Source organism: Geomonas azotofigens (assembly GCF_018919395.1).
In the GTDB taxonomy this organism is placed as follows: Bacteria; Desulfobacterota; Desulfuromonadia; order Geobacterales; family Geobacteraceae; genus Geomonas; species Geomonas azotofigens.
The window spans coordinates 74,078-94,511 of sequence record NZ_JAHLME010000006.1; the positions used below are offsets into that span (position 1 = coordinate 74,078).

Here is a 20,434-nt window from a genome sequence, read left to right on the forward strand (position 1 = left end):
CCGCTCCCCTAAAACGCTGAATCTTTGCCCTTTGACACGGGGTTTGAACTGTTATACATTGCGCCTAATCTGAAGGGGCTGCGAAAAACATCCCGACTCCCCACTCAAGTGAAATGCGATAGTGCCGAAAGTATTGTATAGGCGCAATTTTTGACTGTGTCGGACCGGTTTCAGCAGGGACGAAGAGGGAACGGGATTGCGCTCCCGCATGGAGAAGAAGATGACCCGGATGTGGCCCCTAAACCGCCTGCTGTACGTACTGGTCGGCGTCTGCCTGCTCGGTTGGGTGATGAACGCCGACGGCGCCGACACCACTGCCCGCAAAAAGGTCCTGATCCTCAACTCCTACCATTCCGGGTACAAAGGGTCCGATGACGCCGTGGAAGGGATCAGGGAGACGCTGCTCCGGGCACTGCCGGAAACCGAGATCCAGATCGAGTACCTGGACTCAAAAAACAACAGCGGCAAGGAGTTCGATGGCAAGCTCATCGACCTGCTCAGGTTCAAATACCAAAAACGCCACTTCGACCTGATTCTCTCCACGGACGACTACGCCTTCAGCGTCATCGAGGCGCACGGGGCGGACCTCTTCGGCGCCACGCCGGTGGTCTTTTGCGGCACCAACTCATTCGATCGCTCAAGGCTCACCGGCAAGCACGGCATCGTCGGCATCGACGAACGCCCAAGCTTCAAGGCCACCCTCGACCTCATCCTTACCCTCCACCCCAAAACCAGCAATATCGTCGTCATCCGTGACGATTCGGTTACCGGCCAGCTGAACGACATGGAGTTCCGCAAGGCGGCCGAGCAGTTGCGGGATAGAGTCACCTTCTCCGACTGGGCCGGGCTGCGCATGGACGAATTCATCACCCGGGTCGAGAAGCTGCACCCCGGCAGCGTGATCGTTTACTTCGCGTCCTTTGTGCAGGATGAAAATGGCGACCGGGTCTCCAGCAACGAGGCGCTCAGAAGGATTTCCACCGCCAGTCCCGTCCCCGTGTACGGCGGCTGGGAATTCAACCTGGGCAAGGGGATCGTCGGGGGGCGTTTGCTGAACCTTCGGGAACATGGTGCCGCCGCGGCAGCCTTGGCCGTGCGGGTCCTCAGGGGAGAATCCATAGATGCCCTCCCCCCCGTCAGCCCCAGCCCCAACAAGGACATGTTCGACTACAACGAGCTGCGGCGCTTCGGCATCGCGCAAGGGGAACTGCCGGCCGACAGCATCATCGTCAACAAGCCCCCCGGCTACCTCTGGAGTCACCGGGTCGAGATACTCTCCACCATATCCGTGCTCCTTTTGCTGGCCCTCACCATGAGCTTCGTCAAGCTGGTCAACAGCCGGAAGAACCTCCAGATTCACCGCGATGCCCTGATGCAGCGCAACGAGGAACTCGAAAAGGCCCTGTCCAAGGTAAAGGTGCTGGAGGGGATCATACCGGTCTGCATGTACTGCAAGAAAGTCAGAAAAGACGAGCAGAGCTGGCAGCAGATGGAGTCCTACATATCCCAGCACACCGAGGCTCAGTTCAGTCACGGCATCTGTCCTACCTGCTTCGACGACAATTTCTCGGGGAAAAAGCCCAAGCAGCTTTAGTAGCGACCTCGCCGGGGAGCCTGTACCGTGAGCCACCGTCCATCCGCTGGTGCCATGATCGAATGCGATGATCTGGCGCCGCCTTGATTCCGTCCTCCGGAGTCAGCCCAGTTTGCCCCAGAAGGAGAGTACATGTCGTCGCGGCTCCGAAACGGTCGTTGGTATTCTGTCGCAACAGCAAGCATCCTGATCGTGGGATCGTGGATCACGGACAGCTTTCTCGACGCCGTGCTATTTTCCGAAGGGACCTTCCTTCAGCAGCTCCTGCGGCCCCACCCCCAGGAACTGACCTACCGTCTCCAGACCGTCATTTTTCTGCTGGTTTTCATGACCTGTGCCTGGCGCAAGTCGAGCCGCGAGGAACAAGCGACCGCCGCGCTGGAAGATACCGTGGCCAAACTGGCCTTCGAAAAGGCGCGCACCGAGGCGATCCTCGCCAGCGTGCCCGAGGCGGTTACGGTCCAGAGCCCGGACTTCAGGATCCTGTACCAAAATCCCACAGCCAGGGCGTTCAAGGGGGAGCACCTGGGGCAGTACTGCTACACCGCCTACCATGGTAGGGACTCCATCTGCACCGACTGCGTCGTCAGGGAATGCCTGGCCGACGGACAGCGACACCAGAGGGAATCGACCCATGTCTTCGACGGGGAGACGCGTCACATCGAGACGGTGGCGGCCCCGCTCGTTGATGCCACGGGTACCGTGATCGCGGCCATTGAACTCGTTCGCGACGTGACGGAGCGCAAGAACAGGGAAAACATCCTGAAAAAACAATCGGCTGCCATAGAAGCATCCATGGACGGCATCGCCCTGTTAGACGCTGACGGCAAGTACCTCTACCTGAACAGGGCACATGCCACCATCTACGGCTATCCCTCGCAGCGGGAACTGATCGGCTGCACCTGGAAGACCCTGTACCATGACGAGGAACGCCAACGGCTGGAGCCGCTCATCTACGCCGAATTCGAGAAGGGACACGGGTGGCGCGGCGAGGCGACCGGCGTCAAGAAGGACGGCTCCCAGTTCCCCCAGGAGATTTCCCTCTCGCTTTTGGAGGATGGAGGCATCATCTGCGTGGTGCGGGACATCACCGAGCGCAAGGAATCGGAACAGGCGATCCGGACATTGAACGCCAGCCTGCGCCAGCAGACCCTCGAGTTGCAGGCGACCAACCGGGAGCTGGAGGCTTTCAGCTACTCGCTGTCGCACGACCTGCGCACCCCGCTGACCAGCGTCTCCGCGGCCGGGCAGGCCTTAGCGGACCTGTACCGCGACCAGCTGGACGAAACCGGTCAGTACCTGTTGAACGCCATCTATACCGGTTGCGAAAACATGGAAGAGTTCATCGAGGCGATGCTGGTGCTGTTCCGGGTAACGAGGTCGGAACTGAGTTGCGAGGAGGTGGACCTGAGCGCCTTGGCCGATGACATCATGGCCGAACTGCGCATGTACGACGTGGAGCGCTCGCTAAAGTGGCAATGCGCCCCGAACCTGACCGCGTGGTGCGACCCCCACCTCGCCCGCCTCCTGTTGCAGAACCTTCTGGGCAACGCGTGGAAGTACACCTCCAGAAATGAGCACACCTGCATCGAATTCGGACAGAAGGTGCGCGACGGCGTGACGGAGTTCTCCGTCTGCGATAACGGCATCGGCTTCGAGATGAGCGACGCGGACAAGATTTTCAAGCCCTTCCAGCGTTTACAGCGCTCCAGTGATTTCCCCGGCACCGGGGTGGGGCTCGCCACCGTGTTCCGCATTGTCGACCGGCACGGCGGGGAGGTGCGCGCGGAGGGGGAGGCCGGCAAAGGCGCCTGCTTCTATTTCACGCTGCAAGGGGCGCAGCACCACATCTGAAAACGTCGCGTCCACACAGCCGCCCGTTACCTCTCTCTTCCACCTGGTGCACTCATACGTTCTGCCAACGGGACCAAAGATTGCCTGGCGGCTTTTAGACCAGGTGCATCTTTAGGGCTGGGCATTCATCTTTTTATCCGACAATTCCTCAAGCATTTTATGCAGTTCAGCTATGACAATGTTCTGTGCGTCAAGATTTTCCAAAATTGCTTTGATTTCGGCCTCTGCTTTCAGATTGACTTCATAATCAATGTGGGCTTCGATGCGGTCGCGATCAGCCTTGCGATTTTGACTCATCATAATCATGGGAGCCGTGTAAGCAGCCTGTAATGACAGTACCAAGTTCATCAATATGAACGGATACGGGTCCCAGTGTTGGACCCAAGCAGTAACATTCAGTATCGCCCATATGAAGAGAATTGTAGACTGCCCGATGATGAACTGCCAGGATCCGACTTTGTCGGCGATCCAGTCAGACGCTTTCTGGCCAAAAGTAAGCTGTTCCTCGACGATCTCGTTGGCGTTCTTTATCGGGCCGTGTTCGTGCCGGTAGGGCGGTGGAAGAGTCGGGCGGGTCATTGAATTCTCCTTAGCCGGGCTGGATGTCACAATTCGCAGGTGTAATTCATCCAATCCTTTTCCTTGTTCATGGTGCCAACGGGGGCGGCCTTGACCGGCGGCGTCAGCCGTCCGAGTCCAAGGGCGTTGTTGGGCTCACCTCTCCGCCATCTGTGGTGATAAAAGTAGCCTGTCCCCTTTTACCCTCCACCTATAAGCAATTTCATTTGCCGGAACAAATAAATCGCAATATATAGAGATCCTGCATACATGTCAAAGGCGAAGTGATGGCTGGTATCCCTAAAGCGGTCGTGTCCACCAAACTGCGGTAGTAGTAGGAATACTGTTGGTCGCGTTCCGGGATTTCGCACACTTTTTCCGTTGTTACGGTCGTTACTTTGCCAATGTACGGCTGCACTTTGTGAATGTTCAGTAGTACTTCACGAATGTCCCAACGTACTTTGCCAATGTATGGACGAAGTTTGTGAATGTACGGTCGTACATTTCTGATGTAGGGCGACAATTCGCGAATCTACCACCTTACTTTGCGAATCTACGGTGTTACCTCTCAGTTTTATCATCACGTTTTGCAATTTTGCGTATTGAGATTTTGCAGGAAGGTTTTGCGATCCGGGGGGCTGGTTTCCGGTTTTCAGGGTGTCTCGACGTTCACCAGCTTGCCGACGACCTCTCGCGATTAGGTGGCAAGGGAGGTTGGAAGGGAGTGCCACCACCCGGTACGGAACCGGACCAGGGGTGGTGGCACGGTTGAGATGCTCTAGATCGCCATCATACTGATGAAGTTGGACCAAGGCCCTGCGTCCGTGGCACCCACCGCCCTGATCCTGAAATAGTAGAGCCTGCCGGGGGTAAGACCGGTTATGTCGATTCGGTGGACCCGACCTGAGGTCGTGTGGTGCCTCCAGCTGCTCTCGACGAGAGGGTCGCTTTCGCACACCCAGATCTCGTAGCTTTTGGCACCCTTGACCGCGGAGGCGCGGGCAATGATGCCGCGCCCTTCGTAGGCCATTCTGAAGTTCTCCGGCACCAAAAGACCCGCAACCGAAACTCGTTTGCTGGAGTTCTGCTGCACCATGCCCAGTTTCTGCGGAATGGTCGGGTCGTGTTTGCCGGTGAGGTTCGCTATGCCGTGAACAAGGCTCATCTGTAAGAGGACGTAATTTCGGGCTGCCTCCAGTTCCCCCTCCTTGTCATGGGCACCGTCCAGGACCTGGTGAAAGAGGGTACGGTGCCGTTCATGGGCACTCCGTATCTTCTCCAGGTTCGGCAGCAGGGTGTAAATGCTTTCCATGATGGAGGGGTCATTGCTCAAGTTGGTGATCAAGTCGCCGGTCTCGCGGACAAGTTCTTCGTCCTTTTCTCCGCCGTTACGATTTTTCCCCATACGGGTTCCTCCTTTCGCTAGATTGGAAAACTCCAATACCGTAACATGCAGAACGGTCAAAGCAAGAATAAATCGTGGGGGAGTGAGGCGAAGGCGGGCGAATGATTATTCGCCCCTACAGGACGGACGCGGGTGAACCATAAAAAAGCGGGGGGCGAGTCTTTGCTCGTCCCCCGCTTCGCTTTCGGTTGCTACGGTATATCGCTGGCGGCCGCTAAAGCTTGAACTTGCCGACGATGCGCTGCAGTTCGCCGGAGAGCTCGGAGAGCCGGGAGGCGGACTGGGCGGAATCCTGGGCGCCGCTGGCGGTCTCCTGGACCACCGCGGTCACCTGCTGGATGTTATTGGTGATCTCGCCGGTGGTGGCGCCCTGCTCCTCGGCAGCGGTGGCGATCTGGCTCACCTGGGTGGTGACATCGTTCACCTGCTCCAGGATCTTCTTCAACGCCCCCTCCAACTGCTCGGCCTCGACGGCGCCCTGCTCGGTGCCGCGCACTCCTTCCTCCATGGAGGTGATGGCGTCCCTGGTCTCCAGCTGGATCGCCTTGATCATGTCGCCGATCTCCTTGGTGGCGCGGGTGGTGCGCTCGGCAAGGGCACGCACCTCGTCGGCAACCACCGCGAACCCGCGCCCCTGCTCCCCGGCCCGCGCTGCCTCGATGGCGGCATTGAGCGCAAGGAGGTTGGTCTGGTCGGCGATGTCCTCGATGGTCGCCACGATGGCGCCGATCTGTTCGGAGCGCTCGCCCAGCGAGGAAATCCGGTCGGCGTTCTGCCTGGTCATCCGGCCACGGTGACGGATACCCTCCACCGTGCTGGAGACCACCTTGAACCCTTCCTGGGTGGTATCGGCGGCGTGCTGCGCGCTATCGGCGGCACGGTGACAGTTGCTGGCGATGTCGGCGGCGGTGGCGGCCATCTCCTCGCTGGCGGTGGCCACGGTGGCGGTCTGCCCGGCCACGGATTCGGCGCCGACCGAGATGGACATTGAGGTGGAGGTGAGCGCGTTGGACTCGGAGGCGAGCGACTTCGAGGCGGAGGCGATCTGGGAGATGATGCTCCCCATGTTCTCCACGAAGGTGTTCAGCTTCTCGGCCAAAAGCCCGATCTCGTCGCGGCGGTCACCGACGTCGACCCGCTTGGTCAGGTCCCCCTCCCCTTCCGCGAGGTCGGCGACGCGGGTGCAGAGCACGCCCAACGGACTCAGCAGGCGCCTGATGATGAAGAAGATGACGGCGATGCCGCCCGCGAGGAAGACGGCGCCGATGGCGATGAGGGCCCGGGTCTGGCGGTTCACCGGTGCGAAGACGTCAGCCTTGTCCGCCGTGACGCAGAGATACCAGTCCGCGGCGGGGATGCGCGCGTAGGAGGCGATTTTGGCGACGTCCCCCATCTTGTACTCGATGCTGCCATTGGGAGTAGCGGCCAGTTTGGCGCTCAGATCGTCCATGCCGGTGGTGACCTCCTGGAACTTCTTCTTGAGCACGAGCTCCTTTTTCGGGTGCACCAGTATCTTGCCGGTCTTGTCCATGATGAAGGCGTAGCCGGAGCTGCCGATCTTGACGTTGAGCACCTGCTTGATCACGTCGTCGAGCATGATGTCGGAGCTGAGCACGCCGGTGAAACTCCCGCCGGCCGTGATGGGTGCGATGAAGGAGATGATGGTCTTGCCGGTCTGGGCATCGACGTACGGCTCGGTCTGGGACACCTTCATCTCCGACTTCGCCTTCTCGTACCAGGGCCTCTTGCGATGGTCCCAACCGGCATCGGGCACCCAGCCGTCCGAGGAGACGAAGAGGCCGTTCTCGTACCCCGGGTAGACGGTGGCGAACCCGCCGGCGGAGGCCAGCAGCCGCACCAGGGACCCCAGCGCCTCCTTCGATTGCCCGGATTCCTTGGAAAGATCCTTGGCCCCCGCGGCGATGATGGCCTGTTTGCTGAGCAGCCACGAGTTGACGCTGGCGGCGTTGTCGCCGGCAAGCGACAGTTGGGAGGTGTCGATCATGCTCCCCATGATCCTGCGCGAACTGGTGGCGGCGGTAACGATCAGGGCGACGATCGCTATGGCGAAAGCTACCACGACGGTCAGATTAACCTTGGTTCTCAGATGCATAAGTCACCTCTCATATTACTCCCGAAAAAATGTTCCATTCCTGCTTTTTCGGCCCGAAGAGGAACGCTCTTGAGTACTTTAAGGGACACCCCCCTGCACATTGGCGGAAAATAATGCACCAGCCGGTGCCTTATCATGTCAGTAGTGTCAGAGGTTCTTGCAACTCGCGAATTTGATGGATAAGCTGCATCCATGCCATCAGCAAGTAAGCGCCACTATCGCCGCAACCGCACCAGGCACCTGCGCCTTCTCCTCACCGCAGTCTTCCTCCTCTGCGGCGTCATCCACGTCGACGCGGCCTTGGCGGCCGACCCCGGCCCGTCACTGGTCATCGTCGGCGGCGACCGCAGCTATCCTCCCTACGAGTTCCTGGACAAGGATGACAAGCCAAGCGGCTACAACGTGGAACTGACCCGCGCCGTGGCGCGGGTGATGGGGCTCAAGGTCGACATCCGGCTGGGGGCATGGTCGCAGCGGCGCCAAGACCTGGTCCGGGGGGACATCGATCTCCTGGAGGGGATGTCCTACTCGGACGAGCGCGCCAAAACCCTCGACTTCTCGCCGCCGCACACCATCGTGCACCACTCCATCTTCGCCCGCAAAGGAGGGAACAGGCGCCCGACGCTGGCTGACCTGCGCGGCAAGGAGGTCCTGGTGCTGAACGACGGCATCATGCAGGAGTTCCTGGCCGCGAACCGCGTCGGCGCCACGGTGATACCGGTCCCCACCCACGCCGACGTGCTTCGCTCGCTGGCCTCGGGCAAGCACGACTACGCCGTCATGGCGAAGCTCCCCGGCCTGTACCTGATCCGGGAGCTGGGGCTGTCCAACCTGGAGGCGGTGGGGGACCCGGTATCGGCGCAGCAGTACTGCTTCGCGGTGAACAAGGGGAACGCGGCGCTCCTGGCCCGCTTCAACGAGGGGCTCGCCATACTGAAGAACACCGGCGAGTACCAGAAGATCTACAACAAGTGGCTGGGCGTCCTGGAGCCGCCGGGGCTCTCCTGGAGCGAGGTGTTCAAGTACGGCGCCGTCGTGGTGCTGCCGCTCATCCTGCTGGCGGGGGGCTCGGTGCTCTGGTCACGGGCTCTTTCGCGCGAGGTGGACACCCGCACGGCGGAGCTGACCCGCGAGGTGGAGGAGCGCCGCCTTGCCGAGGAGGAGCTCAGGAACCGGCAGCAGCAGCTGGTCCAGGCAGACAAGATGGCGGCGCTGGGGATCCTGGTTTCGGGCGTGGCGCACGAGATCAACAACCCCAACGGCCTGATCCTTTTGAACCTGCCGGTGGTGATGGAGGCGTTTCGGGACGCAGAGCCGATCCTCGAGGAGTATTACGAGAAGAACGGCGACTTCGAGTTCGGGGGGCTCTCCTATTCGCGGATGCGCGAGGCACTCCCCAAGCTGATCCAGCAGATGCAGGAGGGGTCGCGGCGGGTGAAGCTGATCGTCGAAGACCTGAAGGATTTTGCAAGACAGCAGGAGCCGGGGCAGGCGGCGGAGCTCGACCTGAACGAAACGGTGCAGGCGGCGCTGCGCCTTCTGGCCAACCTGGTGGAGAAGAGCACCGAACACTTCAGCGTGAGCCTCGGCAGCGGGATTCCCAAGCTCAACGGCAGCGCCCAGCGCATCGAGCAGGTGGTGGTGAACCTCCTGGTGAACGCCTGCCAGGCGCTCCCCGCACCGGATCGGGGCATCGAGCTGGTCACCTGGTTTGACGCCGAAAAGAGGCAGGTGATCCTGGAGGTGCGGGACCAGGGGACCGGCATCGCGCCGGAGCACCTGCCGCGTTTGACCGATCCCTTCTTCACCACCAAGCGTGAAAGCGGCGGCACCGGGCTCGGGCTGTCGGTATCGAGCGGCATCGTCAAGGAGCACGGCGGCGAGCTCTCCTTCAGCTCCGCCCCGGGCGCAGGCACCACGGCACGCCTCACCTTCACCGTGCCGGACAAGGAGTCCGTATCATGACCACCACCCTCTATCCATCCTTCAGCATCCTGCTGGTGGACGACGAACCGGACTGGCTCTACTCCATGAGTATCACCCTGGAGCGCGCGGGGCTCACCAACATCCTGACCTGCGCGGACAGCCGCGAGGCCCTGAAGATGATGACACAGCACACGGTCGGCGTGGTGCTCCTCGATCTCACCATGCCGCACCTTTCCGGGGAGGAACTCCTGGAGCGGATCGCGGAAGAGCACCCCGAGGTGACGGTGATCATCGTGAGCGGCCTGAACCAGCTGGAGACCGCGGTGAACTGCATGAGAAGCGGCGCCTTCGACTACTACGTGAAGACCTCGGAGGAGGGGCGCATCGTCAAGGGGGTGAAGCGGGCGGTCCGGGAGAAGGAGTTGCAGCTCGAGAACCGGGAGCTGAGAAACCGCTTCCTCTATGACCGGCTGGAGCACCCGGAGGCATTTGGCGACATCGTGACCGGCGACAAGGGGATGCGCTCCATCTTCCAGTACGTCGAGGCGGTGGCGCTCTCCTCGCAGCCCATCCTGGTGACCGGGGAGAGCGGCGTCGGCAAGGAGCTGATCGTTGCCGCGCTGCACCGGCTGTCCGGGAGAAAGGGGGAGTTGGTGGCGGTGAACGTGGCGGGCCTGGACGACGCCATGGTGTCGGACACCCTCTTCGGACACGTGAAGGGGGCCTACACCGGCGCGGGCGAGGCGCGCAAGGGGATGATCGAGCAGGCCGCCGACGGGACGCTGTTCCTGGACGAGATCGGCGACCTGAGCCTCGGTTCGCAGGTGAAACTGTTGCGCCTTCTGCAGGAGGGGGAGTACTACCCGATCGGCAGCGACCGGCCCCGGCGCATCCGGGCGCGGGTGGTGGTGGCGACACACCAGGACCTGGCCGCGCGGCAGGCGGCCGGTGAGTTCCGCAAGGACCTCTACTACCGGCTGCGGGCGCACCACCTGCACATCCCCCCCTTGAGGAAGCGGAAGGAGGACATACCGCTTTTGCTCGATCACTTCCTGGAACTTGCCGCCGCGGAGTTCGGCAAGAAGAAGCCGACCCTCCCCAAGGAACTCGCCGTGCTCCTCTCCACCTACGACTTCCCCGGCAACGTGCGGGAACTGAAGGCGATGGTCTACGACGCGGTGAGCCTGCACCAGGGGGGTGTGCTTTCCATGGAGGCGTTCGTGCGGGCCATCGGCGAGCGCCCGGTGCACGCCGCCGCGGAGCAGGCGGTCGAGGCATCGGACAACCCCTTCTATGGCATGGAGCGACTCCCCGGCTTCACCGAGGCCATCGACCTTTTGGTGGCCGAGGCGGTGCGGCGGGCCGAGGGGAACCAATCCATCGCGGCAAGGCTTTTGGGGGTATCGCAACCGACGCTGAGCAAGAGGTTGAAGCAGCAGCGTTCATAACCGCGGCCGGACCAGGCGAGGGTCCCCTCCCGACCTCCCCCCTCCGGGGGGACGAGATGGACGAGGAACGGCTTGCTGTGGCGCCACCGTAGTGCTAGGATGACTGCCCCGGAGGGATAAATGGAGCACCGCCACAAAATCAGCATGCCTTTGCCACTACGGCACCGGACAGCGTTCCGACTGGCCGCGCTCCTCCTCCTGCTCTCGCTGCCGCTCCCCGGCTGCGCCACGGCGACCTCCCCCCTCCCGACCTCCACCCGCCCGACCTCCACCCGCCACTACCCCGCCATAACCATCTATACCGGCAGCGGCTGAAGCTACTGCGCCGAGGTGGAAAGTTATTTCACCGAGAAAGGGATCCCCTACACCACGCGCGACATCCGCAAGGACCACGTCGCGCACCAGGAATGGCGCGAACGCTACCATGGCGACATGGTCCCCCTCATCGTCTTCGACCACGGCAAGCGGATCGTCGACGGCTGCGATGTCCGGGCCATCGAACGGGTGATGCGGGAGCTTGAGGATGGGGCCCGGGCAAGGTAAGGCACGGGAAGGCTAATACCCGAGGGATCCCACCCGTCAACCGAACGCCCGCCTCACCGGAACCATGCGGAAAAGGGGTATTCCCCCGGGCATACTATGCCGGTTGTCATACATCACCCTAACCGACCGTAGTTCCGTATCATTCCTCGCTGACACAGTCCCCCGTATTCCCTGCGGCATACCCCTCATGAGAACCAGCGCGCTTCGGTCGACACGACAACCCTCCGATTCTACGACATTTGCATCCGGGCATCCCTCTTGGCATCGCCGATGCTATGTACCGGTCGTGGGCGATACTGCGCCCGACCATCTCAGAGGGGAGAATCATCATGTTCTGGCTAGAGTTCGTAGTGGTACTGGCAGCTATCTTCGTCGGAGCCCGGTTGGGCGGCATCGGCCTCGGGGTCATGGGCGGCCTGGGCCTCGCGGTCCTCACCTTCCTGTTCCACCTGCAACCGACCGCGCCCCCCATCGACGTCATGCTGATGATCGCCGCCGTGGTCACGGCCGCCGGCGTGCTGCAGGCGGCGGGGGGGCTGGACTACCTGGTATCGCTGGCGGAACGGATCCTCAGGAACAACCCGGACCGGATCACGTTCCTGGGGCCCATGGTCACCTACTTTTTCACCCTCTTCGCCGGGACCGGGCACGTCGCCTATTCGGTGCTCCCGGTCATCGCCGAGGTGGCGCGCGAGACCGGCGTCCGCCCCGAACGCCCCATGTCCATTTCGGTAATCGCCTCGCAGCAGGCCATCACGGCGAGCCCGATCGCCGCGGCAACCGTGGCTCTTTTGGGCCTGCTCGGTGGCTCGGCCGCCAAGTTCGGCTTCAACGTGGAACTGATCGACATCCTGAAGGTCTGTATCCCCTCCACCCTGATCGGCGTCATCATCGCCGCCTTCGTCTCCAACAAGCTCGGCAAGAACCTGGACCAGGACCCGGAATACCAGAAACGCCTTAAGGAAGGGTTGGTCCCTCCGCCGCGCACCTCCCATGCGGACAGCGCCAAGGTCAACGAGGCGATCAGGAACACGCCGGCCGGCGCCAAGGTGGCGGTGGCACTGTTCCTGGTGGGAACCATCCTGGTGGTCCTCTTCGGCTCCTTCCCGCAAATGCGCCCCGAGTGGAGCGTGGGGAGCGATACCAGGATCAGCCACATCGTGGTGAAGAGCGAGACCGAGGCGAAGCAGGTGCTCGCCCAGCTTAAATCAGGCGGCAACTTCTCCGACGTCGCCAAACAATGCTCCATCGACGCCACGGCGCCGACCGGCGGCGACCTCGGCTGGCAGGCCAAGGGAAAGATGATCCCCGAGTTCGAGAAGGCGTGCGCCAAGCTGAAAAAACCGGGTGACCTCACCGAGGTGATCAAGACCCCGTTTGGCTACCACGTCGTCAAGCTCGATGACAAGCGCCCCGCCCAGAACAAGGAGAAGATGGGGATGCCGCACGTGATCGAGATCGTGATGCTGACCATCGCGGCGCTCATGCTGCTTCTGTGCAAGGTGAAGGTATCCCGCGTGGCCGAGGGGAGCGTGTTCATCGCGGGCGTGCAGGCGGTCATCGCCATCTTCGGCATCGCCTGGATGGGGGACACCTTCTTCCAGGGAAACATGGACTTTCTGAGCGGCTCCATCAAGGGGATGGTCACCACCGCGCCGTGGCTGTTCGCCTTCGCGCTCTTCGTACTCTCCATCCTGCTCTACAGCCAGGCCGCCACGGTGAGGGCGCTCATGCCGCTGGGGATCAGCCTGGGCATCCCCGCCCCCTTCCTGATCGCCATGTTCCCGGCGGTTAACGGCTACTTCTTCATACCCAACTACCCGACCGTGGTCGCCGCCATCAACTTCGACCGCACCGGCACCACCGGCATCGGGCGCTACGTGTTGAACCACAGCTTCATGATCCCGGGGCTCGTCGCCACCTTCTCGTCCATCGGTATCGGTTTTTTGCTGGTGAAGCTGATGTTCTAGGGTGAAAACTGACGACAAACCTGTAGGGGCGAATGATCATTCGCCCGCCTTTACCGCATCTGTCACCTCGGCGTCTCTCGCCATCGGCAGTGATCGGGCAATGGTGCCGGGCAAATAATTATTTGCCCCTACAACAGCTCACCACCACAGGAAATACACAAGGGGCGAATAACCATTCGCCCGCCTTCAAAGGGAGCAACGATCAATGAAAACGAACACCGCAGCATTCAAGAGACTGAGCGCCGCAACCATGGGAAACCGCAGCTGGCTCATGGAGCAGTTCCCCCCGTATTTCTTCATCGCCATGAAGGACGAACCCGAGGCGATGGCCATGCTGGAGCGCGAGATGGGCACTCTCGCCCAAAACCGCCGGCTGGTGCTCTCCGACCGGGACAAGTGCCTGATCCAGGCGCTCCCCAACGTGCCGGGATCCCTGTACGACACGCTGCGCCGCATCCCGGAACGGGAGATCTCCTACGCCATGATCGCCCACTCGGAAAGCCCGCTCCCCGGCAGCGACCGCACCCTCGAAATCCAGCGCTTCGAGTTCGACCGCAAGAGCAACAAGGAGATCCAGGAGGGGGGCGACGTGGTCATCCCGGCGGGCATCCGCGCCAAGATCGCCTCCTCGCTGCGCCAGAGCTACCCGGACTTCGCCATGTCCGAACTGGACCGCCTGTTGCGCATGGTCTGGCTCAACAACGAGAAGTACGTGCGCATGGCCTGGCCTGAACGGGTGGCGCAGGTGCTGAACCTGTACCAGAAGGGGGTCAAGGCGGGCGGGCTCTACCTCGACGTAGAGGAGATGGAGGGGGGGCGGGAATCGCGCATCCACTTCGCCGTCGGCAACCCGCCGCAGCACGACTTCCTGCTCCAGGTGATGGAGGTCTTCAACCGCCTGGACCTGGGCGTGAACCGCGCCTACTGCCTCACCATCTCCAACGGGACCCACCCCTACTTCCTGGGGACCTTCTACGTGCGCCGCCGCGATGGCGAGGTGCTCTCGCGCGGCAGCGAACTGTTCAGCCGCCTGAAGGACGAACTCTGCAACACCCAGATCCTCGCCACCACCTCGATCGCCTACCGCGACTTCGTCACCAAGGGGACCTTCAGCGGCAGGGAGGGGTCGCTCATCAACGCCTTCATCGCCTTCACCCACACGAACCTCGCCCATAACCAGCCGGACCGCTTCGGGCTGGACGACGTGAAGAGCGCCTTCTTCTCCCACCCCGAGATCGCCCTGCAGTTGGCCGAACTGTTCGCGGTCCGCTTCCATCCCGCCGTCGGTGAGCGCGAGGCGCGCTACGCGGCCAAACTGGAGGAGACCGAGCGGGTGGTGGGCGACTACAACACCGGGCACCGTTACCTGGACGAGGTGCGCCGCGCCATCTTCCGCTGCTGCCTCATCTTTATCAAGCACACCCTGAAGACCAACTTCTACGTCCTTCAGAAGCAGGCGCTCGCCTTCCGGCTCGACCCCGCTTACCTCGCCGAGTTGGGGAGCGACTTCACCGCCGACCTCCCCTCCGCCCTCCCCTTCCGGGTCACCTTCTTCTTCAGCCGCTTCGGCTTCGGCTACCACATCGGCTTCTCGGACATCGCGCGCGGCGGCTGGCGCACCGTCATCGCCAGAAACGGCGACGACTTCATCACCAACGCCAACACCATCTTCCGGGAAAACTTCGTCCTCGCCCACACCCAGCACCTGAAGAACAAGGACATCTACGAGGGGGGCTCGAAGCTGGTACTGATCCTCGACGCGGGGGACCTGCAGAGAAGCGGCGAGCGCGACCAGGAGGTCTTACGCCTGTACAAGCTGCAGTACGGCGTCGCCAACGCCTTTTTGGACATCTTCGTCACCGACCAGGGCGTGGCCCGGCTCCCGGCAGTGGTGGACTACTACCGCGAGGACGAGCCGATCGAGCTCGGGCCGGACGAGAACATGCACGACGCCATGATCGAGAGCATCGCCCGCATCTCCAAAGAGCGCGGCTACCTCTTGGGCATCGGCATCATGTCCAGCAAGAAGGTCGGGATCAACCACAAGGAGTTCGGGGTCACCTCGACCGGCGTGGTCCGCTTCGCCGAGATCACCATGGCGGATCTCGGCATCGACATGGTGCACGACGCCTTCAGCGTGAAGTTCACCGGCGGCCCCAACGGGGACGTGGCGGGCAACGCCATGCGCATCATGCTGGAGCGCTACCCGAGGATGCAGGTCCGCCTGATCCTGGACGGCACCGCGGCCCTGTTCGACCCGCTGGGCGCGCGCCACGGCGAGCTCGCCCGCATCATCCTGAAGGAGGACCTGGACGGCTTCAACCCGCAGGCGCTGCACGAGGGGGGCTTCATGCTCTTTAGAAGCGGCAGCCGGACCGAGGGGCTGAAGACCCTCTACCGCAAGGTGACCATGGGGAGCGGCGGTCTCACCGAGCAGTGGATCTCCATCGACGAGTTCTCGCGCGAGTTCGGGGACCTGGTCTTCACCACCGAGGCCGACCTCTTCATCCCCGGCGGCGGGCGCCCGGAGACCATCGACGCGGGCAACTGGGAGCGCTTTTTCCTCCCTGACGGCACCCCGTCGGCGCGCGCCATCATCGAGGGGGCCAACTCCTTCATCACCCCGCCGGCGCGGGCCCTTTTGCAAAAACGCGGCGTCATCATCATGCGCGACGCCTCGGCCAACAAGTGCGGCGTGATCTCCTCCTCCTACGAGATCATCGCCAACCTGCTCATGAAGGACAACGAGTTCCTGGCCGAGAAAAATGAGTACGTGGCCGGGGTGATCGCCATCCTGGAAAAGCGGGCGGCCGACGAGGCGCGGCTGATCCTCAAGCGGCACCGCGACAACCCGGCACTTCCCTGCACCGAGATCTCCGACGCCATCAGCACCGAGATCAACGGCCACTACGCGCGCCTGTTCCGCTTCTTCCAGGCAAGGCCGGAGCTTCTGGGTCAGGCACCGTTTCGCCGGGTGATCCTGGCGCACCTCCCCGCCCTGGTGGCCGACAAGGCGCTCTACCGGCGCAGGATCGGCATCCTGCCGCAGAAATACCTCTGCGCCATCCTGGCGGCGGAACTGGGTTCCTCCATGGTGTACCGGGGCGACCAGGAGACCGAGTTCGAGGACATCCTGAGGCTGCACATCGACCGCAACTTCGCCGCCTGACAGCACCGCCACCGCTCTCCTCCAACCGCGACCCCCATGAGCCCGCCGGCAACGGCGGGCTCATTCATTTGTGCAACATTTTTTTGCTGCTATTATCATTAAGTTGCGCGGAGCCGGGATGGCCGGGGCTCAATGTTTCGGGGCGAAAGCCGATGAGGAACAGATCGCAGCCAATCCTTCCGGAGGAACGTAGTGTCTTACCTCAAAGGCCCATACCCCCACCCTCGCAACCGCTCGGCGGCCCTACGCTACAGCGCCATCCTGTTCGCCACCTTCCTGGTGGTCTTCGGACTGATCGTCTGGTTTACCGAAGGTAACAACCTCAAGTCGAAGCAAAACGACCTGAATAGCAGGGCAAGGACCTTCAGCGGATCGTTGCAGCTCACCCTGGAAGGGGACGCGAGCTACCTGGAGCTTCTGGCGCTGGACCGCGCCTCGGGAAAGCTCACCCCCCAGCTTTTCCAAGAGCGCGCCGGGCAGTACGTGCAGGCGCACCCCCAGTTGATCAACATCACCTGGGTCGACGCCGACTTCTATATCACCGACGTGGCGCCGCTGGCACAAAACCGGCAGATCGTCGGGCTCCAGCTGAACCTCCCCGAACCCAAACGGGTCTCCGCCCTGGCCAGGCAACTGCGCAAGCCGGTCTACACCCGCCCCTTCGAGGCGATCCAGGGGAACACCTCCTTCGAGGTCTGGGTCCCGGTGTTCCGCGGCGACACCTTCCTCGGGCTCTTCGGAGGGATCTATTCCTGCAACAACCTCCTGCAGCAGCTGGTCGCGCATACCCAGCCGCGCCTTTACCACCTAAGCCTCACCGACCAGGGCGGCCGACTGCTCGCCACCATGGCGCATGACGAACCCCTGGACCGGCACTTCACCAGGGAAAGCGCGGTCACCGACCCTGAGAGCGGGGTGATGCTACGGGTGACCCGCTACCAGGGGCGCAGCGACTGGCGCCTGTACCTGTTGAAGTCGATCTCGCTCCTTTTGGTCATGGGGATGTTCTACACGCTCTGGAACCTGAAGCTGGAAATAGAGGAGCGCAAGCAAGCCGAGGAGGAGATCAAGAAGCAGGCCGCGCTCTTGGAGGAGGAGATCAGCGAGCGCCAGGTCGCCCAGGAATCGCTGCAGGAGCAGGCGGCGCTCTTGGAGGAAGAGGTCTCGGAGCGCTGGCAGGCGGAGGAGGCCCTCAGGGAGAGCGAGGAGCGGCTGCGGCTATTGCTTGATTCCACCGGCGAGGCGATCTACGGCATCGACATCGACGGGAACTGCACCTTCTGCAACCGGGCCTGCCTGAGGATGCTCGGCTACGAAAAAGACACCGACCTCCTCGGCAAGAACATCCACGGCATCATGCACCACAGCTACCCCGACGGAAGGCACATGCCCCAGGAGGAGTGCGGCGCCCACCGTAACATGCTGCAGGGCAAGGGGAGCCATGCCGATGACGAGGTGTTCTGGCGCTGCGACGGCACCAGCTTCCCCGTCGAGTACTGGTCCTATCCCCAGGTGAAGGGAGGCAAGGTCGTGGGCGCGGTGGTGGCCTTCATCAACACCACGGAGCGCAGGCACCTGGAGGAGCAGTTCCGCCAGTCGCAGAAGATGGAATCCATCGGCCGCTTGGCCGGCGGGGTCGCGCACGACTTCAACAACATGCTGAGCGTCATCTCCGGCGCCGCCGAGCTCTCCAAGCGCAAGCTCGAGGACGGCGAGCCGATCGGGCAGTACCTGGAACTGATCATCAACGCCGCCCGCCGCTCCAGCGACATCACCCGACAGCTCCTCGCCTTCTCCCGCAAGGAGGTGGTCTCCCCCAAACCGGTGCAGTTGAACCGGCAGATCGAGGACTCCATCAAGATCCTGACCAGGCTCATCAGCGAGGACGTGAAGCTCACCTTCCATCCGGCGCCGGAGCTTTGGAGCGTGCTGATCGCCCCCTCGCAGGTGGACCAGATCCTGATGAACCTGGCGGTCAACGCCCGCGACGCCATGCCCGAGGGTGGAAGCCTCGCCATCGAGACGGCCAACGTCCAGATCCCCAGCCACTACGCCTACCTGCATCCGGAGGCGAGACCGGGTGATTACGTGCAGCTCTCGGTGAGCGACACCGGCCACGGCATGGACAAGGCCACCGCCGCCCACATCTTCGAACCCTTCTTCACCACCAAGGGACAGGGGAAGGGTACCGGCCTGGGACTCTCCACCGTGTACGGCATCGTCACCCAAAACGGCGGTTTCATCAACGTCTACAGCGAGCCGGGCCAGGGGGCCGTGTTCAAGGTGTACCTGCCCCGCCTCCAGGAGAGCCCGGCGCCGCCACAGGGGGACCGCCCCGAGGGTGGGCCCCTTTCCGGAACGGTGCTGCTGGTCGAGGACGAGGAGATGCTGTTGTGGCTCACCACGAGGCTGCTGGAGGAGATGGGGCTCACGGTGATCCAGGCGCAGAGCCCGCTGGAGGCCCTGGAGATCAGCCGGCAGCGCGGCGCCGAGATCGACCTGGTGCTGACCGACGTGGTGATGCCGGAGATGAACGGCAGGGAATTGGCGGAGCGGATCCGGGAGAGCCTGCCGCGGATGAAGGTGCTCTTCATGTCGGGGCACACCTCCGACAACGTGATCCGGCGCGGGGTGATTGAAGCGGGGATGCACTTCATCCAGAAACCCTTGGAGATGGAAAAACTGAAGAAAACGATCTCGGAGATGCTGGCGGAGCGGCAAGAGGCTTGAGGCGGATCATTACCGGCGCGGCGGGTGCGGCATGAAGGTGGAGAAATATCAAAACGGTGAGCGGGTCACCATCGCGCCGGGCGAGTTCTACGTCACCGGCAAGCCCTGCGTGATCACCACCCTGCTCGGCTCCTGCATCGCCGCCTGCCTCTACGATCCCGCCAAGCGGCTGATCGGGATGAACCACTTCATGCTGAGCAACCCGCGCTACGCCAAGGAGCTGCCGCTCAACATCACCGACGCGGGACGCTACGGCATCCATGCCATGGATCTCTTGATCAACGCCATGATGGCCAGCGGCACCGACCGTTCGCGGCTGAGGGCCAAGGTGTTCGGGGGGGCGACCATCATCAACGCCGAAAGCAACGCGGACAACTTCTTCTGCGTGGGGCAGGTCAACTGCAGGTTCATCCTGCAGTACCTGGAACAGGAACGGATCCCCATCGACGCCATGGATATCGGCGGCGACTTCGGGAGGGTGATCCACTTCTCCAACGGCGATTTCGCCGTGCACAGAAGGAAGGTGGACTCAAACCGCAGCAACAAGCTGGCCCAGCGCGACCGCTACTGCTGGCAAAGGGCGATCGAGCAGCAGCAGGCGGCACTCACGGAAATCGACCTGTGGTGACCGGGAAAGGTGGACCCGATGAAGATGTACCTGTTGAAACAGGAGCAGTCGCTGCCGCTGTCGCTGGGGGAGGCCTGGGAGTTCTTCGTGCACCCGGGCAACCTGCCGCGCATAACGCCCCCAGACCTGGGGTTCCAGATCACCGGGGAGCTCCCGGAGAAGATGCACGCGGGGATGATCGTGAGTTACACGGTGACCCCGTTTCTCGGGTTCGCGGTCGAGTGGGTCACCGAGATCACCCACATGCGGGAGCCGTACTTCTTCGTGGACGAGCAGCGCTTCGGCCCGTACCGGATGTGGCATCACCAGCACATGTTCAAGGAGACGCCGGGGGGGACGCTGATGACCGACCTGGTGCACTACGTGCTCCCCTTCGGTCCCCTGGGGCGGGTCGCTGCCCCCCTGGTGGCGCGCAGGGTGCGCGGCATCTTCGAGTACCGGCGCGCGGCCCTGGCCCGCGAACTCGGCTTCCCGCTGTAGAGCAGGGACAGCAGCG

Annotated in this window: 14 protein-coding genes; 11 read left to right on the forward strand and 3 right to left on the reverse strand. The window is 62.6% G+C overall.

Features of this window, described 5'->3' with window-relative positions:
* Positions 1-220 precede the first annotated feature (220 nt).
* Both KOL99_RS17645 and KOL99_RS17650 read left to right on the forward strand, forming a co-directional pair.
* Positions 221-1,594: an ABC transporter substrate-binding protein gene (locus KOL99_RS17645; protein WP_216511792.1), complete on the forward strand. Its 1,374-nt coding sequence runs from the start codon at positions 221-223 to the stop codon at positions 1,592-1,594.
* A gap of 132 nt (positions 1,595-1,726) precedes the next feature.
* Positions 1,727-3,448 carry a PAS domain S-box protein gene (locus KOL99_RS17650; RefSeq protein WP_216511793.1) on the forward strand — a complete coding sequence of 574 codons (1,722 nt, stop codon included), beginning with the start codon at positions 1,727-1,729 and terminating at the stop codon, positions 3,446-3,448.
* 111 nt (positions 3,449-3,559) lie between these two features.
* Here the strand turns inward: KOL99_RS17650 and KOL99_RS17655 are convergent, their stop codons facing one another.
* From KOL99_RS17655 to KOL99_RS17665, 3 genes are all read right to left on the reverse strand, one after another.
* Positions 3,560-4,027: a DUF1003 domain-containing protein gene (locus KOL99_RS17655; protein WP_216511794.1), complete on the reverse strand. Its 468-nt coding sequence runs from the start codon at positions 4,025-4,027 to the stop codon at positions 3,560-3,562.
* 757 nt (positions 4,028-4,784) lie between these two features.
* A complete protein-coding gene (locus KOL99_RS17660; RefSeq protein WP_216511795.1) occupies positions 4,785-5,411 on the reverse strand; it encodes a fibronectin type III domain-containing protein in 627 nt (208 codons plus the stop codon).
* A 214-nt stretch (positions 5,412-5,625) separates the two neighbouring features.
* Positions 5,626-7,524: a methyl-accepting chemotaxis protein gene (locus KOL99_RS17665; RefSeq protein ID WP_216511796.1), complete on the reverse strand. Its 1,899-nt coding sequence runs from the start codon at positions 7,522-7,524 to the stop codon at positions 5,626-5,628.
* Positions 7,525-7,716: 192 nt separating this feature from the next.
* Here KOL99_RS17665 and KOL99_RS17670 point away from each other — a divergent pair, with 192 nt between their 5' ends.
* From KOL99_RS17670 to KOL99_RS17710, 9 genes are all read left to right on the forward strand, one after another.
* A complete protein-coding gene (locus KOL99_RS17670) occupies positions 7,717-9,489 on the forward strand; it encodes a transporter substrate-binding domain-containing protein (RefSeq protein ID WP_216511797.1) in 1,773 nt (590 codons plus the stop codon).
* Positions 9,486-10,898: a sigma-54-dependent transcriptional regulator gene (locus KOL99_RS17675; RefSeq protein ID WP_216511798.1), complete on the forward strand. Its 1,413-nt coding sequence runs from the start codon at positions 9,486-9,488 to the stop codon at positions 10,896-10,898. The genes KOL99_RS17670 and KOL99_RS17675 overlap by 4 nt, the downstream gene beginning before the upstream one ends.
* Before the next feature lie 120 nt (positions 10,899-11,018).
* Positions 11,019-11,213, forward strand: coding sequence for a hypothetical protein (locus KOL99_RS17680; RefSeq protein WP_216511799.1), 195 nt, complete (start codon positions 11,019-11,021; stop codon positions 11,211-11,213).
* Positions 11,214-11,228: 15 nt separating this feature from the next.
* A complete protein-coding gene (locus tag KOL99_RS17685) occupies positions 11,229-11,441 on the forward strand; it encodes a glutaredoxin family protein (RefSeq protein ID WP_216511800.1) in 213 nt (70 codons plus the stop codon).
* 329 nt (positions 11,442-11,770) lie between these two features.
* Positions 11,771-13,411 carry an anaerobic C4-dicarboxylate transporter gene (locus KOL99_RS17690; protein WP_216511801.1) on the forward strand — a complete coding sequence of 547 codons (1,641 nt, stop codon included), beginning with the start codon at positions 11,771-11,773 and terminating at the stop codon, positions 13,409-13,411.
* Between the two features lie 205 nt (positions 13,412-13,616).
* Positions 13,617-16,580: an NAD-glutamate dehydrogenase domain-containing protein gene (locus KOL99_RS17695; RefSeq protein ID WP_216511802.1), complete on the forward strand. Its 2,964-nt coding sequence runs from the start codon at positions 13,617-13,619 to the stop codon at positions 16,578-16,580.
* Positions 16,581-16,772: 192 nt separating this feature from the next.
* Positions 16,773-19,310, forward strand: coding sequence for a hybrid sensor histidine kinase/response regulator (locus KOL99_RS17700; RefSeq protein ID WP_216511803.1), 2,538 nt, complete (start codon positions 16,773-16,775; stop codon positions 19,308-19,310).
* A gap of 31 nt (positions 19,311-19,341) precedes the next feature.
* A complete protein-coding gene (locus KOL99_RS17705) occupies positions 19,342-19,938 on the forward strand; it encodes a chemotaxis protein CheD (protein ID WP_216511804.1) in 597 nt (198 codons plus the stop codon).
* An 18-nt stretch (positions 19,939-19,956) separates the two neighbouring features.
* Positions 19,957-20,418 (forward strand): SRPBCC family protein, encoded by a 462-nt coding sequence (locus tag KOL99_RS17710; protein ID WP_216511805.1) that lies wholly within the window; start codon positions 19,957-19,959, stop codon positions 20,416-20,418.
* Positions 20,419-20,434 lie beyond the last annotated feature (16 nt).

Coding starts and splice junctions, on each gene's coding strand:
- KOL99_RS17645 (WP_216511792.1), top strand. CDS start 221: ATGACCCGGATGTGGCCCCTAAACCGCCTGCTGTACGTACTGGTCGGC.
- KOL99_RS17650 (WP_216511793.1), top strand. CDS start 1,727: ATGTCGTCGCGGCTCCGAAACGGTCGTTGGTATTCTGTCGCAACAGCA.
- KOL99_RS17655 (WP_216511794.1), bottom strand. CDS start 4,027: ATGACCCGCCCGACTCTTCCACCGCCCTACCGGCACGAACACGGCCCG.
- KOL99_RS17660 (WP_216511795.1), bottom strand. CDS start 5,411: ATGGGGAAAAATCGTAACGGCGGAGAAAAGGACGAAGAACTTGTCCGC.
- KOL99_RS17665 (WP_216511796.1), bottom strand. CDS start 7,524: ATGCATCTGAGAACCAAGGTTAATCTGACCGTCGTGGTAGCTTTCGCC.
- KOL99_RS17670 (WP_216511797.1), top strand. CDS start 7,717: ATGCCATCAGCAAGTAAGCGCCACTATCGCCGCAACCGCACCAGGCAC.
- KOL99_RS17675 (WP_216511798.1), top strand. CDS start 9,486: ATGACCACCACCCTCTATCCATCCTTCAGCATCCTGCTGGTGGACGAC.
- KOL99_RS17680 (WP_216511799.1), top strand. CDS start 11,019: ATGGAGCACCGCCACAAAATCAGCATGCCTTTGCCACTACGGCACCGG.
- KOL99_RS17690 (WP_216511801.1), top strand. CDS start 11,771: ATGTTCTGGCTAGAGTTCGTAGTGGTACTGGCAGCTATCTTCGTCGGA.
- KOL99_RS17695 (WP_216511802.1), top strand. CDS start 13,617: ATGAAAACGAACACCGCAGCATTCAAGAGACTGAGCGCCGCAACCATG.
- KOL99_RS17705 (WP_216511804.1), top strand. CDS start 19,342: ATGAAGGTGGAGAAATATCAAAACGGTGAGCGGGTCACCATCGCGCCG.
- KOL99_RS17710 (WP_216511805.1), top strand. CDS start 19,957: ATGAAGATGTACCTGTTGAAACAGGAGCAGTCGCTGCCGCTGTCGCTG.